The sequence below is a fragment of the Cellulosimicrobium cellulans genome (genome assembly GCF_007679345.1).
GTDB classification, from domain to species: domain Bacteria; phylum Actinomycetota; class Actinomycetes; order Actinomycetales; family Cellulomonadaceae; genus Cellulomonas; species Cellulomonas cellulans_A.
On the sequence record NZ_VEGH01000013.1, the window covers coordinates 17683 to 32816 of the forward strand.

Annotated in this window: 15 protein-coding genes; 6 read left to right on the plus strand and 9 right to left on the minus strand. The window is 77.3% G+C overall.

Translation table 11 applies throughout. From position 1 onward, the window contains the following. Window position 1: 1 nt before the first annotated feature. From rsmD to FS882_RS21100, 5 genes are read right to left on the minus strand one after another with little or no spacing between them, the layout of a single operon-like run. Window positions 2-625 carry a 16S rRNA (guanine(966)-N(2))-methyltransferase RsmD gene (gene rsmD / locus FS882_RS16030; RefSeq protein WP_158374482.1) on the minus strand — a complete coding sequence of 208 codons (624 nt, stop codon included), beginning with the start codon at window positions 623-625 and terminating at the stop codon, window positions 2-4. Then, a complete protein-coding gene (locus FS882_RS16035) occupies window positions 622-2445 on the minus strand; it encodes a DUF6297 family protein (RefSeq protein ID WP_262348356.1) in 1824 nt (607 codons plus the stop codon). Before FS882_RS16035 ends, rsmD begins: the two co-directional genes overlap by 4 nt. Further along, entirely contained in the window at window positions 2442-3134 is a 693-nt protein-coding gene (locus FS882_RS16040) for an ABC transporter ATP-binding protein (RefSeq protein WP_158374484.1), read from the minus strand. The genes FS882_RS16035 and FS882_RS16040 overlap by 4 nt, the downstream gene beginning before the upstream one ends. A gap of 55 nt (window positions 3135-3189) precedes the next feature. After that, a complete protein-coding gene (locus tag FS882_RS16045) occupies window positions 3190-5436 on the minus strand; it encodes an ATP-dependent DNA helicase RecG (protein WP_316043652.1) in 2247 nt (748 codons plus the stop codon). Continuing rightward, window positions 5433-7025 (minus strand): DAK2 domain-containing protein, encoded by a 1593-nt coding sequence (locus FS882_RS21100; RefSeq protein ID WP_262348357.1) that lies wholly within the window; start codon window positions 7023-7025, stop codon window positions 5433-5435. The genes FS882_RS16045 and FS882_RS21100 overlap by 4 nt, the downstream gene beginning before the upstream one ends. Window positions 7026-7376: 351 nt before the next feature. Between FS882_RS21100 and rpmB the strand changes: the two genes are divergently transcribed. From rpmB to FS882_RS16070, 4 genes are all read left to right on the plus strand, one after another. Further along, complete coding sequence (rpmB, locus tag FS882_RS16055) at window positions 7377-7568, plus strand: 50S ribosomal protein L28 (RefSeq protein WP_135974635.1); 192 nt, start codon at window positions 7377-7379, stop codon at window positions 7566-7568. Between the two features lie 133 nt (window positions 7569-7701). After that, window positions 7702-8223, plus strand: a complete 522-nt coding sequence (locus FS882_RS16060) for a GNAT family N-acetyltransferase (RefSeq protein ID WP_158374486.1) — start codon at window positions 7702-7704, stop codon at window positions 8221-8223. 215 nt (window positions 8224-8438) lie between these two features. Further along, window positions 8439-8714 carry a type II toxin-antitoxin system Phd/YefM family antitoxin gene (locus tag FS882_RS16065; protein WP_158374488.1) on the plus strand — a complete coding sequence of 92 codons (276 nt, stop codon included), beginning with the start codon at window positions 8439-8441 and terminating at the stop codon, window positions 8712-8714. Then, window positions 8711-8977 carry a type II toxin-antitoxin system RelE family toxin gene (locus tag FS882_RS16070; RefSeq protein ID WP_158374491.1) on the plus strand — a complete coding sequence of 89 codons (267 nt, stop codon included), beginning with the start codon at window positions 8711-8713 and terminating at the stop codon, window positions 8975-8977. Before FS882_RS16065 ends, FS882_RS16070 begins: the two co-directional genes overlap by 4 nt. Window positions 8978-9053: 76 nt before the next feature. Here FS882_RS16070 and FS882_RS16075 read toward each other — a convergent pair whose 3' ends face one another. After that, complete coding sequence (locus FS882_RS16075) at window positions 9054-10073, minus strand: thiamine-phosphate kinase (protein ID WP_262348358.1); 1020 nt, start codon at window positions 10071-10073, stop codon at window positions 9054-9056. 263 nt (window positions 10074-10336) lie between these two features. On the opposite strand from FS882_RS16075, the gene FS882_RS16080 reads away from it, so the two are divergent. Beyond that, the gene (locus FS882_RS16080; RefSeq protein WP_187365336.1) at window positions 10337-10966 is read left to right on the plus strand and encodes a DUF3515 family protein; all 630 of its coding nucleotides are present in this window, start codon (window positions 10337-10339) and stop codon (window positions 10964-10966) included. 53 nt (window positions 10967-11019) lie between these two features. Here the strand turns inward: FS882_RS16080 and FS882_RS16085 are convergent, their stop codons facing one another. After that, a complete protein-coding gene (locus FS882_RS16085) occupies window positions 11020-12174 on the minus strand; it encodes a D-alanine--D-alanine ligase family protein (RefSeq protein WP_158374495.1) in 1155 nt (384 codons plus the stop codon). A gap of 70 nt (window positions 12175-12244) precedes the next feature. Here FS882_RS16085 and FS882_RS16090 point away from each other — a divergent pair, with 70 nt between their 5' ends. Beyond that, window positions 12245-13411: a trans-sulfuration enzyme family protein gene (locus FS882_RS16090; RefSeq protein ID WP_262348359.1), complete on the plus strand. Its 1167-nt coding sequence runs from the start codon at window positions 12245-12247 to the stop codon at window positions 13409-13411. Here FS882_RS16090 and FS882_RS16095 read toward each other — a convergent pair. After that, a complete protein-coding gene (locus FS882_RS16095; protein ID WP_158374497.1) occupies window positions 13408-14409 on the minus strand; it encodes an NAD(P)H-dependent glycerol-3-phosphate dehydrogenase in 1002 nt (333 codons plus the stop codon). The two genes, FS882_RS16090 and FS882_RS16095, sit on opposite strands and share 4 nt — an antisense overlap. Then, window positions 14406-15134: a lysophospholipid acyltransferase family protein gene (locus tag FS882_RS16100; RefSeq protein WP_158374499.1), complete on the minus strand. Its 729-nt coding sequence runs from the start codon at window positions 15132-15134 to the stop codon at window positions 14406-14408. Before FS882_RS16100 ends, FS882_RS16095 begins: the two co-directional genes overlap by 4 nt.

Below are 15134 nucleotides of genomic sequence, written 5' to 3' on the forward strand. Positions count from 1 at the left end.
GTCAGCCCCGGGCGTCCTCGACGGCGGCGTCCCCGGGCGCGTCGGGCCCCGCGTCGGGCGCCGCGTCGTCGAGGGGGCTGCGCGCGCCGAGGTGCACCGCCGTCTCGCCGTACGCCCGGGTGTCGAACCCGTGCATCCCGTCCGGCCACGGCGGTGCCGCGCTGCGGGTGGACCGCTCCACGACCACCACCGACTCGACGGTCAGCGCCGGCACCAGCGCCGCCAGCACCTCGGCCAGCGTCGCGTCCGGGACGTCGTACGGCGGGTCCAGGAGCACCAGGTCCCACGGCGCCGCGGCCGGGCGGGCGACGTACGCCTCGACCCGCTCGCGCACCACGTCCACCCGTCCGCGCAGGCCCAGCGCCGCGACGTTCTTCCGGCACACCTCCGCGGCGGCCTTGCCCCACTCGACCAGCACCACGTGGGCGGCCCCTCGGCTCGCCGCCTCCAGCCCGAGCGCTCCCGACCCCGCGTACCCGTCCAGCACCCGCGCGTCCTCGACGGCGTCCAGGTGCTCGAGCCGGGAGAACAGCGCCTCGCGCACCCGCTCGCTCGTCGGGCGGGTCCCCGACGGCGGCACCGCGAGCGTGCGCCCGCCGACCGACCCCGCGACGACCCGGGTCACCGGCCGGCCCGCTTCTTCTCGGCCTCCGCGGTCTCCTGCATGTCCGTCATGCGCTCCATCATCGTCTTCGTGCTGGTGCTCGACCCGACCAGCAGCGCGATCGCCGACACCGCGGCCTGCACCACCACGACCTGCGGCAGCACGGTGCCGAGCGCGACGGACAGGACGACCGGCACCATGCCGAGCACGGCGACGTCCGGGCCGCGGGACAGCACCGCCGCCACGCCGCCGGGCAGCGCACCCATCGGCGTCGCCACCAGCGGGCCCTCCCAGTTCGGCGACGGCCGGTACGCGGCGCGCAGCGCGGCCCCCGCCCACACCGGGGCCGAGACCACGCCGAGCAGCAGCCACGGCCCGACCTCGCCCTCCCAGCGGCCGACCGCGGCGAACGCCGCGGCCGACCACAGCAGCATCGCCACGCCCGGGACGATCAGCCGCGCGCGGCGCACGCCCTTCGCGGACATCGGCAGCAGCCGGTCGACGATCGGGGCCATCTCGGCGCGGCGCGCACCCTCCCCCGTCGCCAGCATGCCGACGTAGCCGCTGACCAGGACGGCCAGGATCACGCCGACGACGCCCGCGAGCTGCGGGGTGATCACCACGACCACCGGCACCAGCGCCGACACCACCAGCTGCACCAGGTGCCGCGGCGAGCGCAGCAGCACCGTGACGTCCGCGACCACCACCGCGGACACCGGCCCGCGGACCAGCCGCATCCGGCGCACCCGGCGCCGCCGCGGCCGCGCGGCCGAGTCCGACAGCGCCCGGCCCAGCTCGCGCGAGTCCATCGACACCAGGGCGCCCGCGGCCTGCGTGGCGACCGAGCCGCTCTCCCGCAGGTCGCGCCCGCGGATCCGGCCCAGCCGGGTGTCGAGCCACCACCACGCGCCCGCGAGCGCCACCGCGAGCACGGCCAGCACCCACCATGGCACGTCCGGCAGCGCGGCGATCCGCCAGCCGGCGAGCGCCGCGACCAGCGCCAGCACCGGGGCCACCCCGATCACGACGTCGCCCGCGAGCGCGGTCGCCCGGCGCGGCACCCCGCGGCTCTGCAGGTGCCCGGCCATCAGCGCCAGCCCGGCGCACACCAGCGCGGCCGTGCCGCCCAGCCGCAGCACGTGGCCCACGCCGTGGTCGGCGAGCAGGCCGCCGTCCAGCAGCGCGAGCACCACCCCGCCGATCAGGCCGGACGCGATCGGCAGCCGCAGCGACGCCGGACGCAGCAGGCCGCGGCGGTCCACGGGCATGCCGAGCCACCAGGTCGCCTCTGCGCCGCCCGCGCCCACCGGCCCGAGCCGGGCGCTCAGCGACAGCACCACGCCCGCCACCACGAACGCGGCGACCGCCACGACCGTCGGGAGGCTGATGCCGGAGCGCAGCGCCTGGTCCGGCACGTGCGGCAGCGTCGTGCGCAGCTGGCCCGCGAGGCCCAGCGCCACGCCCAGGCCGATCGCCGAGGTGACCACCGCGTAGTACACGTCGCCGAGCACCTCGCCGATGCCCGCACCCGACCGGCGGCGGGCCACCTGGGCGGTGTACCGGCGGATCGACCGGGCCCCGGGCACCGGCGTGCGGCCGTCCGTCGGGGCCACGGCCGGCGCGGGGACGTCGTCCCAGCCGGCGGCCGGCGAGGGTGCGCCGGCGGTGTCGGGGACGAGGGCGGGGGCGGGGGCGAACGGATCGGCTCCCGCGGGGCGGTCGGGGTCGGCGGCGGGATCGGGTCCGGCGGCGGGGTCGGGTCCGGCGGCGGGGTCGGGTCCGGCGGCGGGGTCGTCGGCGCCGCGGTCGCGCCGGGGGCGCGCCGGGCCGCGGCGGCTCACAGCACGCCCGGCCGCAGCGCCTCGACGGCGTCCGCGGTGCTGAGCAGGCGGGACTGGTCGTCCGCGACCAGCACCGCGCGGTCCGCCACCACGCGCAGCAGCTCGGGGTCGTGCGTGGCGAGCAGCACCGAGCCGCCCGCGCGCTTCTCGTCCAGCAGCCGCTGCGCCAGGTGGTCCCGCATCGCGACGTCGAGGCGCTGCTCGGGCTCGTCCAGCACCAGCAGCGACCGCGGCCGGACCAGCCCGGCGGCGAGCAGCAGGCGGCGGCGCTGGCCCGAGGACAGCGCGACGGGCAGCGCGGCGGCGTGCTCCGCCAGCCCGAACTCGTCCAGCAGCTCGTCCACCACCGCGTCCGCGCCCTGCACCCCGTGCCCGCGGGCCGTCAGGTACAGGTGCTCGGCCACGGTCAGCGCCGGGAAGTAGGCGTCGTCGTCCAGCACGCTGGACACCCGGGTCCGGAACCCGACCTCGCGCTCGTCCACCGCGCGGCCCAGCACCTCCACCCGGCCGCCGACGGGCTCGAGCAGGCCGAGCACGGCCCTCAGCACCGTCGACTTGCCGGAGCCGTTCGCGCCGACCAGCGCGAGGGCCTTCCCGGGCGGGAGGGTGAACGAGACCGGGGCGCACACGGGCTCCCCGCCGTACCCGACGAGCAGATCGACGGCACGGATCACGGGCTGCTTCGACACGGGGAGCAGCGTACGCACCGCGGCTGGGCCGCTCGCCGGGACCGACGGCCCGCCGTCACGTCCGGTCGAGGAACTCCTCGCGCTCCCCCGCCAGCATGTGCTGGATCGCCGTGGCCAGCGCCGGGTGCGCGACCAGGTCCGGGTCCGCGTCCACGAGCTCGCGCGCCGCGACCCGGGCCCGCTCGATCACGTCGGCGTGCTCGGTGACCTGGAGCAGCCGGAGCGACGAGCTGCCGCCCGACTGCGCCGCCCCGAGCACGTCGCCCTCGCGGCGCAGCGCCAGGTCCACCGCGGCGAGCTCGAACCCGTCGCGGGTCTCCGCCAGCTTCCCGAGCCGGGTGGCCGCGTCGGTCCCCTCCGGGGCGTCCGCGACCAGCAGGCACACCCCGGGCCTCGTGCCGCGGCCGATCCGCCCGCGGAGCTGGTGCAGCTGCGAGATGCCGAACCGGTCCGCGTCGAGGACCACCATCACCGTCGCGTCCGGCACGTCCACGCCGACCTCGATCACCGTGGTCGACACCAGCACCGGCACCGCGCCCGACGCGAAGTCCGCGAGCGCCCGGTCCTTGTCCTCCGGCGTCATCCGGCCGTGCAGCTCCCCCACGGCGAGCCCGCGCAGCGCCGCCGTCCCGCGCAGCTGCTCCGCGACCTCCACGACCGCGTGCAGCGGGCGCTGCGGACGCGCGTCGCCCTCCTCCTCGGGGACGTCGGTCACGAGGTCCGCGCCGTCGACGTCCGCCTTCTTCGCGTCGGCGTCGATCCGCGCGCACACCACGTAGGCCCGCCCCCCGCGGTCGACCTCCTCGCGGATGCGCTGCCACGTCCGCTCGAGCCAGGCGGGCTTGTCCGCCGGGACCACGTGCGTCACGACCTCCGCGCGGCCGCGCGGCACCTCGCGCAGCGTCGACGTCTCCAGGTCGCCGAACACGGTCATCGCGACGGTGCGCGGGATCGGCGTCGCCGTCATCACGAGCAGGTGCGGCACGCCGCCGGCCTTCGCGCGCAGCACGTCGCGCTGCTCCACGCCGAACCGGTGCTGCTCGTCCACCACGACGAGGCCGAGGTCCGCGAACTGCACGTGCTCGGACAGCAGCGCGTGCGTGCCGACCACGATCCCCGCGGCACCGCCCGCGATCTCACCGAGCGCCCGCCGCCGGGCCGCCGAGCCCTGCGAGCCGGTCAGCAGCGCCACCCGCGTCGCCACCTCCGCCCCGCCGAGCATCCCGGCCTCCGCCAGGTCGCCCAGCAGTGCCTGCAGCGTGCGGGCGTGCTGCGCCGCCAGCACCTCGGTCGGCGCGAGCAGCGCCGCCTGCCCACCCGCGTCGACCACCTGGAGCATCGCGCGCGCGGCCACCACCGTCTTGCCGGAGCCGACCTCGCCCTGCAGCAGCCGCTGCATCGGGCTGTCCGCCGCGAGCTCCGCGGCGATCTGCGCGCCGATCTCCCGCTGGCCGCCGGTCAGCTCGAACGGCAGCCGCGCGTCGAACGCGTCCAGCAGCCCGCCGGCGCGGGCCGGACGGGCGACCGCCGCCTGCGCCGCGTACCGCGCCTTGCGCCGGGCGAGCTCGGCCTGCAGGACGAACGCCTCCTCGAACCGCAGCCGGTCCTGCGCCCGCCTGCGCTCCGTGTCGTCCAGGGGGTGGTGCACCCCCTGGAGCGCGTCCAGGATCCCCGGCATCCCGCCGCGGACCTCGTCGGGCAGCGGGTCCGGGAGGTCCTCGGCGGTGAGCGTGCGGCGCACCGTCTCCAGCGCGGCGACCACCGCCTCGTTCTTCAGGCCCGCGGTCAGTCCGTAGACCGGCCGGGGCCGCTGCGACTCGATCAGCCGCTGGGCCTCGTCCTCGAAGGACATCGGGTCGTCGATCTCGAACTCGGGGTGCAGCAGCTGGAGCTGGCCGCGGTACTCCTTGACCGTGCCCGAGAACAGGCCGGTCGTGCCCGGCTTCAGCTGCTGCTCGAAGTGCCGCAGCGCGCCGGGGTGCTTCGCGAACCAGGTCAGGAGCAGGGTCTGCGGCCCGTTCCGCACCACCACCTCGAGGATCACGCCGCCCCGCGAACGCATCGTGCGCGTGGTCGAACGGTCGACCGTGCCGTCCACCGTCACGTGCTCCCCGACGCGCAGGTGCCCGATCGTCGCCGGGTCGCCCCAGCGGGAGTACCGGCGCGGGTAGTAGCGCAGCAGGTCGCCCACCGTGTGCAGCCCGAGCTTCGCGAGCTTCTTCGCGGCGCCCGGGACGTGCTTGGCCAGGTCCTGGTCCAGGTACGGCAGCGGTCGCACCACGGCGTCGTGCGGGACGGTCACGGGCGCGCCTCCGTCGGGGTGGTGGGGGTGGTGGGGGTGGTGGGGCCCGCGGCCGGGACGGGGGCCCCGAGGGCCGCGAGGGCCGCGAGCACCCCCGCGTCGTCGCTGGCGCCGTCCGGGACGATCCAGCGGGGGTCGAGGTGGGCCGCGTCGAGGCGGTCCCCGGGCAGCACCGTGACCGCCCCGCCCCCACCGGCAGCCGGCGTCGGCTCTCCGACCCGGGTGGTGGCGTCGTCGGGGCGGGGACCGGCATGCACGGGTCCCTGCACGTCCTGCGCCGCGCGGCGCACCGCGTCGCGGCCCTCGTCCCCCGGGGTGCCGTCCGGGAGCAGCACCGCGACCGCGCCGGCGTCCGCGAGCGCCGCGGCCACCTCGCCCGATCCGGTGCACGCCACCACCGCGCGCTCGACGCCGAGCAGGGTCCGCACCGACGCCGTCCACCGCGCCCCGGCGGCCGTAAGGACGTCGCCCACGTCGGCGGGGGCGGCCGCGTGCACGTGCGCCGTCACGAGCCCGTCGCCGGCCACCACGGCGACCGCGTCGCCCACTGCGCGCAGCGCCCCGGCCAGGCCGCGGGCGAGCCGCTCGGCGCGGGCGGCGTCGGAGCCCGGGCTCTCTCCTGGCGCGCGGTCGGCGGGCGTCCGCAGCAGCGCGACCACCTCGTAGCCGCGAAGGGCTCCGGAGCCGGTCCGGGCGTCGGTCCCCGCCCCGACGCCGGCCCCCGTCCCGACGTCGCCGCCGGCACCGACGTCGGACCCGGCACCGGCGGGGTCAGACGCCGCGCCGTGCTCGTCCAGCCACCCGACGTCGGACCCGGCACCGGCCGGGTCGGACGCCGCGCCGTGCTCGTCCAGCCACCCGACGTCGGACCCGGCACCGGCCGGGTCGGACGCCGCGCCGTGCTCGTCCAGCCACCCGACGTCCACCGGGCCGGGCCGGCCCGCGAGAGCACCGGCCAGCGCGTCGAGCAGCACGAGCAGCGCGCACGCCCCCGCGTCGACCACGCGCGCCGACCGCAGCACCGGGTGCGCCGCGCTGATCCGGGCGAGGTCCGCGCGCCCGGCGGCCACGCCGGCGTCGAGCACGTCCGCGTCCCCGGCGCCCCGCGCAGCCACGTCCGCCGCCGCGGCCGCCACCACGGCGGCGACCGTCAGGACCGTCCCGTCCTCCGGCTCGGGCACCGCCGAGCGAGCCGCCTCCGCGGCCGCCGCCAGCGCCGCCGCGAGCGAGCCGGACGCCGCCGCGGCCAGCCCGCCGAGGTACCGGCTGAGGATCACGCCGGAGTTCCCACGCGCCGACAGCAGCGCCCCGCGCGCGAGCGCCCGGAGCAGCGCGGCCCCGTCCGCACCCGGCGCCGTGCCGGGTGCCACCTGCGCGGCGCCGACCGCCGTCGACCGCGCGCCCCCGGGCAGCGCGGCGACCTCGTCCGCGGCCCCGCGCACCGTGAGCAGCACGTTCGTCCCGGTGTCGCCGTCGGGCACCGGGAACACGTTCACCGCGTCGATCCGCTCGCGCGCAGCCTCGAGCGCGGGCACCGCGCGGTCCAGCCAGTCGCGCAGCACGCCGCCGTCCCCGAGTCGCCCAGCCACGTCCGCGCGCAGTCCTCTCGTCGTCCCGGTCGTCGTCCGGCACCCCGGCCGCCGACGTCCCCGCGGGCCGCTCGCCCGCGCGGCACCTACTCTGCCGCACGCGACCCACAGGACCCCGGTCGTCCCCAGCCCCGGCCCGCCCGGGGGTCCGCCAGGAGGGTGTGACGGACGTCGTTTTGAGGGTCACGGCGGTCGTGGGCTAGTCTTGTCCGGTTGCCTGGCCACTGCCGGGCACAGGTGCGCCCCTCGGACAGGTCTCCGGACCGCCGGTGCGGGCACCACCGACCCACCAGGACTTGCCGCCCGGGCTTCCTCCCGAGCGGCGTGCAATGACCGGATCAGGAGAAGACCGTGGCTGCCAACTGCGACGTCTGCGCCAAGGGCCCGAGCTTCGGGCACAGCATCTCGCACTCGCACGTGCGCACCAAGCGACGCTGGAACCCGAACATCCAGCGCGTGCGCGTGGTGGTGGCGGGCACCCCCAAGCGGCTGAACGTCTGCACCTCGTGCCTCAAGGCCGGCAAGGTCCAGCGCGCCGTCTGAGCGACTCACCTCGAAGGCCCGTGCGGTTCCGCCCGCACGGGCCTTCGTGCTGCCCGGGGGCGATCCACCCTCGGCACCCATCGGTGCGCGGAACACCCTGTGAGGGTGCCGCGGCGTGTGGCACCCTGAGCGCATGAGCGAGCAGCGCCGCGAGCACACGGTCCGGCCCGCCGAGCCCCGGGACGCCGCCGGCATCGCCGACGTGCACGTCCGGACGTGGCAGCACGCGTACGCGGGCCTCGTCCCCGACAGCTACCTCTCCTCCCTCGACGTCGACCGGCGGACCGAGGTCTGGCGACGGGACCTCTCCCCGGGCAGCCGCATCCGCGCCTGGGTCGCCACGGTCGAGCCCGAGCAGGTCGTCGGGTTCATCTCCCTCGGCCCCTCGCTCGACGAGGACGCCGAGCGCTCCGCGCTGCAGGTCTACGCCCTCTACCTCGACCACGGCATGTGGGGCTCGGGCGTCGCGCGCGAGCTGCTGCGCACCGCCATGCAGGACGTCCCCCCGCGGATCCCCGTGACCCTGTGGGTGTTCGCCGACAACGAGCGCGCGCGGCACTTCTACCGCCGGCACGGCTTCCAGCCCGACGGCACCGAGCGCACCGAGGACGTCGGCGGCGCCGACCTGCTCGAGGTCCGGTACCGCCGCCGCTGACCCACGGAGCGCGGTCGCGGCCGACCCGTCGCGCGGTCCGCGCCGGAGCACGAGCAGGCGCCGAGTCCTCCACAGCCCCGGAGCGGTGCTCCGTCCCCAGGTGTCCTCGTCGGCGACGCCGTACGGAGCGGCACGGCCCTAGCGTGCCTGGCATGCCCGACGACCTCGCCACGACTTCTCCTCGACGCCGCCACCTCGGACTAGAATTCTGGTCCATGGAGCAGACCTCGCTGTCGGACGCCAAGGCGCACCTGAGCGCGTACGCCGCGGACGTCGTCCGCACGCACAACCGGATCTCCATCACCAGGAACGGCCGTCGAGAGCTCGTGCTGATGAGCGCGGACGACCTGGATGCGCTCGAGGAGACCCTCGACGTCCTGCGGGACGAGCGCCTCGTGGAGCAGCTCGGCCAGGCGCGCCGGGAGATCGCCGACGGCGAGGTCTCGTTCGAGCGCCCGGTGTGGACGGGCCCGGCGACCGACGTTCCATGAGGTACGAGATCGGCTGGGTGCCCACCAGCAGGCGGGCGCTGAACCGGCTCCCGGAGCACGCGGCCACGGCGGCCGTCGAGTTCGCGTACGGCCCGCTCCGGGACAACCCGTACCGGGTCGGCAAGCGCCTGCGCCCGCCGTTGGACGAGACGTTCTCCGCGCGTCGTGGTGCGTACCGCATCCTGTACACGATCCACGAGCAGGCGGGCACCGTCGTGATCGTGACCGTCGAGCACCGCAGCGACGCGTACCGCACGCACTGACCCGCAGCGCTGCGGTCCGCCGTCGAACAGGGCGTCGACCGCGCCCCCGATCGTGCCTGAGACGACCCGATCCGCGCTACCGCCGGAAGTGCTCCCAGCCGGTCGTGACCGCGGGCCGCTCGCCTCCGACCAGCACCGTGCCCGCCCGCTCGTCCACCCCCGCGCCGGGCCGCCGCGTGACCCCGATGCGCCGGAAGCCCTCCGGCAGCACCGCCCCCGCAGGGAACGTCGCGAGCAGCCCGTGGTCCTCGCCTCCCCCGAGCACCCAGGCGACCGGCTCCGCACCGACGGCGGCGGCCGCGTCGGCGACCGCGGCGAGATCGTCGGCGAGCACGTCCGCGGGGTCGCCGAGGTCGAGCACGACGCCGCTGGCGGCCGCCAGGCGCGCCCCGTCGCGCAGCAGCCCGTCGGACACGTCGAGCATCGCGGTGGCTCCGCCCGCGGCGGCGGCCGGCCCGGCGGCGAGGGGCGGCTGAGGGCGCCGGTGCACGGCGACCACGGCGGGGTCGGCGTCCGGGCGGCCCGCGTCGAGCAGCGCGAGCCCCGCGGCGGAGCGGCCGACGGTCCCCGCGAGCGCGAGCACGTCCCCGGGGCGGGCGCCCGACCGCAGCACGGGCGCGGCGCCGCCGAGGTCGCCGTGCACGGTGACCGCGACGACCACGAGGTCGCCCCCGGACAGGTCACCGCCGACGACCCCCGCACCGACGGTCGAGCACGCCGCGCCGAGCCCGCGGGCCAGCCCTTCGACCCAGGCGACGGGCAGGTCCGCGGGCACCACGAGCGAGACGACGATCGCGGTGGGCCAGGCGCCCATAGCGGCGACGTCGGCGAGGTTCTGCATGGCGGCGCGCCAGCCCACGTCCTCGCCGGTGGACCAGGCGCGCCGGAAGTGCCGCCCCTCGACGAGGACGTCCGTCGACACCACGAACCGGCCGTCCGGCGCGGCGAGGACGGCGGCGTCGTCGCCCGGCCCGAGCAGCGTGCGGTCGCCGGCGGGGAGGTGCGGGAAGATCCGGGCGAGCAGCCCGTCCTCCGACAGGTCCGCCACCGTCGGTCCGGCGGCGTCGGGGAAGTCGGGCGCGGCGCGGTCGGTCACGCCCGCCACCGTAGCGCCCGCGACGCCGCCCGCAGCGCGCCGGCCAGCTCTCCCGCCGCCGGCCGCGCGGCACTCTTCGCCCGCCACGCGTCCGAACCCCTCGCACGTCGGGACAGCGCAGCCCGACCGAGCAACCGACACGTCGAGCGAGCATCCAGCGGATGCACGCTCGACGTGTCCCCTACCCTCCCGGCGCCTGGGTCGCGCCCGGAGCCCGGCGCCCGGGTTCCGGGGGCCCGCCCGGGTCGGGTTACCGTGGCCCGGTGAGCCGCTCCCCCCGCCGTCGTCCCGCCCGCACCGCCGCAGGGACGGCCGCGCTGGCGGTCGCGGGCGTGCCGCTGCTCGCGGGGTGCGCGTCGACCGTCGGGGTGGCGGTGGCGCCGGACGCGGCGGACCCGGCGTGCGCCCGGGTCGTGCTGGCCCTGCCCGAGTCGCTGGGCGACGGCCTGGACGAGCTCCGCACGACGAGCCAGGCGACGTGGGCGTGGGGCGACCCGACGGACCCGGTGACGCTGCGCTGCGGGGTGGCGGTGCCCGGCCCGACGACCGAGCAGTGCGTGACGATGGAGACGGCGAGCGGGACCAGCATCGACTGGCTGGTCCGGGCCGACGCGGAGCCCGCGGGCACCGGCTCGGGCTCCGACAGCGTCGACGGCTCCGACGGCACCGAGGACGACCCCGACGCGACGGCCGACCCGGACGCCGACCCCACCGCGGGCCCCGACGCCCTGCTCGAGCCCGGGTCGTCGGACTGGACGTTCGTGACGTACGGCCGGGACCCGGCCGTCGAGGTGCACGTCCCGGCGGCGGTGGTGGCGGAGCGCTCGACGTCGTTCCTCGACGCGCTCAGCCCCGCGATCGCCCAGGTCGAGGCGACCCGCGCCTGCCTCTGACGCCCGCGCCTGCCTCTGACGCCCGCGCGCGCCCCGGCCCCCGCGCGACCGCCTCAGCGCAGCCCGGTCGGCCGCTCGAGCGCGAGCTGCAGCAGCTCGTCCAGCAGGTCGGCGTAGGACAGCCCGCTCTGCTGCCACATCCGGGGGTACATCGAGAACGGCGTGAACCCGGGCATGGTGTTGATCTCGTTGACGACGACCTCGCCGCCCGGCGTCACGAACACGTCGACGCGCCCGAGCCCCTCGCCGTCGACGGCCTCGAAGGTCCGCACCGCGATGTCCTGGACCCGGGCGATGACGTCCTCGGGCAGGTCGGCGGGGCAGGACAGCCGGACCGCGGCCTCGTCGAGGTACTTGGCCTCGAAGTCGTAGAACCCGTGGGTCGCGTCGGTGACGACGATCTCGCCCGGCAGGGACGCCCGGGGGCGCGCGCCGCCGCGGCCGCCGAGGACGGCGCACTCGATCTCGCGCCCGACGATGCCGGCCTCGACCACGACCTTCGGGTCGTGCTCCTGCGCGGCGGCGACGGCGGCGGGCAGGTCCGCGGGGTCGACGACCCGGGTGATGCCGATGCTCGAGCCGGCGCGGGCGGGCTTGACGAACAGCGGCAGCCCGAGCGCCTCGATCCGCCCCCGGACGCCGTCCCGGTCGGTCTCCAGGTCGTCGCCGCGCAGGGTGACGAACGGCCCGACGGGCAGCCCGGCGCCCGCGAGCACGACCTTCATGAAGTGCTTGTCCATGCCCACGGCGGAGGCGAGCACGCCGGCGCCGACGTACCGGACGTCGGCGAGCTCGAGCATGCCCTGGAGCGTCCCGTCCTCGCCGAAGGGGCCGTGCAGCAGCGGCAGGACGACGTCGACGGCGCCGAGGTCCACGGCGGGCGACCCGGGCTCGATGACCTGCAGCTCGCGCGAGCCGACCTCCTGCGGGAGCAGGACCTGCTCGGGCACGGCCTCGACCTCGGGCAGCCGGCCGTCCACGATGGCCCAGCGGTCCGGGTCGTCGGCGACGCGCACCCAACGGCCCTGGGGGGTGATGCCGATCGGCAGCACGTCGTACCGCTCCCGGTCGATCGCGCGGAGAACGGCCCCGGCGGTGGCGCAGGAGATGGCGTGCTCGCTGGAGCGCCCCCCGAACAGCACGAGCACCCGGGGGCGGCTGGCGGCGGACGCGGCGGGCCCGGACACGGGCTCAGGGAGGCTGGACATCGCCCGGCAGCCTAGCCGCTGGGTGGGACGGGACCGTCGACGCCGCGCGCGTGCGCGTAGCCTGCGGCCCGTGACCCCGCACGAGCACGACGCCGACCTGTCCCGCGAGACCCTCGCCGTGACGGCGGGCCGCCCCGCCCGCGCGCAGGGCGCGCCCGTGAACCCCCCGGTGGTGCTGTCCTCGACGTACGTGTCGCAGGGCGTGCCGCAGCCCGGCGAGATGATGTACGCCCGCGGCGACACCGAGACGTGGGGCCCGTTCGAGGCGACCCTCGGCGCGCTGGAGGGCTCGGCGCACCCCGCGCTCGTGCTCGGCTCCGGCATGGCCGCCATCGCCGCGGCGCTGTCGCTCGTCCCGCACGGCGGCCGGCTGGTGCTCCCCCGGCACGCCTACCAGGTGACGCTGGGCTACGCCCGCGACCTGGCGCAGCGCTCGGACGTCGAGGTGCAGCAGGTCGACATCGCCGACACGGACGCCGTGGTCGCCGCCCTCGACCCGGCCGCGTCGCCCACGGGCCGCGCGACGTCGCTGCTGTGGGTCGAGTCGCCGACCAACCCGATGCTCGAGGTGGCGGACCTGCCGGCGCTGGTCGCCGCGGGCCACGCCGCGGGCGCGCTCGTGGCGGTGGACAACACGTTCGCGACGCCGCTGGTGCAGCGCCCGCTCGAGCACGGCGCGGACGTCGTCGTGCACTCGGTGACGAAGTACCTCGCGGGCCACAGCGACGTCGTGCTCGGCGCGGTGCTCACGGACGACGCCGCGCTGCGGGAGCAGCTGCACGGCTACCGCACGGTGCACGGCGCCATCGCGGGTCCGTTCGAGGTGTACCTCGCGCTGCGCGGCATCCGCACGCTCGCGCTGCGCGTCGAGCGCGCCCAGCGCACCGCGCTCGACCTGGCCCAGCGGCTCGCGGCGCACCCCGGTGTGGTCGAGGTGCGGCACCCCGGGCTCCCCGGCGACCCCGGGCACGCGCGCGCGACCGCGCAGATGGCCGGCTACGGCTCGATCATCGGCCTGCGCCCGGCGGGCGGGGCCGACGGTGCCGACGCGGTCGTGGCCGCCCTGCGGCTCTGGGTGCCGGCGACGAGCCTCGGCGGCGTGGAGTCGAGCATCGAGCGCCGCCGCCGGTTCGCCACGGAGTCGCCGACGGTCCCGGAGGACCTGCTGCGGCTGAGCGTCGGCATCGAGGACGTCGAGGACCTCTGGCGGGACCTCGACCGCGCGCTGCGCGGCTAGACGCCCTCGGCCTTGCGCGGCCGCCCGAGCAGCAGCGACGCCAGCGCGTCCACGGGCAGGCCCTCGTGCAGGACCTGCACGACCGCGTGCGTGATCGGCATCTCGACGCCGACCCGCTCGGCCAGGTCGAGCACGGACCGGGAGGACTTCACGCCCTCCGCCGTGCCGCCGGTCGCCGCGACGGCCTCGTCCAGCGGCAGCCCGCGGCCGACGGCCAGGCCCAGCCGGTGGTTCCGCGAGTCGGGCGAGGCGCAGGTCGCCATCAGGTCGCCCATGCCCGCCAGCCCCGGGAACGTCTCGGCCTTCGCACCCAGCGCCAGGCCGAGCCGGGTGATCTCGACCAGCCCGCGCGTGATGACGGTGGCCATCGTGTTGTAGCCGAGCCCGCGCCCCTGGGAGATGCCGACGGCCAGGGCGATGACGTTCTTCACGGCGCCGCACAGCTCCACCCCGACGACGTCGTCGTTCGTGTAGGGCCGGAAGTACGCCGACGCGCACGCGGCGGCGACGCGCTCGGCCGTGCCGGCGTCCGCCGAGGCCACGACGGTGGCGGTCGGCTGGCGCGCGGCGATCTCGGCGGCCAGGTTCGGCCCGGACAGCACGGCGAGGCGCGCGGCGGGCAGGCCGAGCGCCTCGCCCATGACCTCGCTCATCCGGCGGTCGGTGGCGAGCTCGACGCCCTTCATCAGCGACACGGCGACGGCGCCCGGCGCGAGCGCGCCGGCGAGCGGGGTGAGGACGGCGCGTGCCGACTGCGACGGCACGGCGACCGCGACGACGTCCGCCCCGGCGACGGCCACGGCCGGGTCGGCCTCCCCCGTGACGCGCTCGGGCAGGTCGATCCCGGGCAGGTAGCGCTCGTTGCGGTGGTCCCGGGTGATCGCCTCGCACACGGCGGCGTCCCGGCCCCAGACCGTGACGTCGCAGCCGGCGTCGGCGAGGACGGCGGCGAAGGTCGTGCCCCAGGCGCCGGCCCCGAGGACGGCCGCGCGGGTCACGCGAGGTCCGTCGGCGCGCCGCCCGGACGCCGCATGTCGTAGGGCTGGGCGGGCGGCGCCTCACCCCGGACGTCGGCGAGGAGGGCGGTGATCGCGGCCATGACGCGGGCCGTCGCCTCGCGCAGGGTCGCGGCGTCCAGCGGGCGGTCGTACAGGTCCGACAGGTCGACGGGCGGGCCGGCGACGACGGTGACCCGCTTCGGCGGGATCGGCTTGAACAGCTTCTTGTACCGCCCGAGCAGGTCCTGCGCACCCCACTGCGCGATCGGGACGACGGGCGCGCGGGAGGTGAGCGCGAGCCGCGCGACGCCGGTCTTGGCCACCATCGGCCACAGGTCGGGGTCGCGGGTGAGGGTGCCCTCGGGGAACACGGCGACGCACTCGCCCTCGGCCAGCGCCTGCTCGGCCGCGCGCAGGGAGTCGCCGGCCTTCGACGTGTTCCGGTAGACCGGGATCTGCCCGGACGTGCGCAGCACCCACCCGAGGACGGGCACGGTGAACAGCGACGACTTGGCCAGGATCTTCGGCGCGACGCCGTGGTCGTACAGGTAGTGCGCGAAGGTCACCGGGTCGACGTTGGTCATGTGGTTCCCGGCGGCGATGAAGCCGGTCCCGGCCGGGAGGTGCTCGGCCCCGCGCCAGTCGCGGCGCGTGATCGCGTACAGCACGGGGCGCAGGACGCGGGCGACGTTGCGGTAGGACCGGTTGGCGCGGGGGGGATGCAC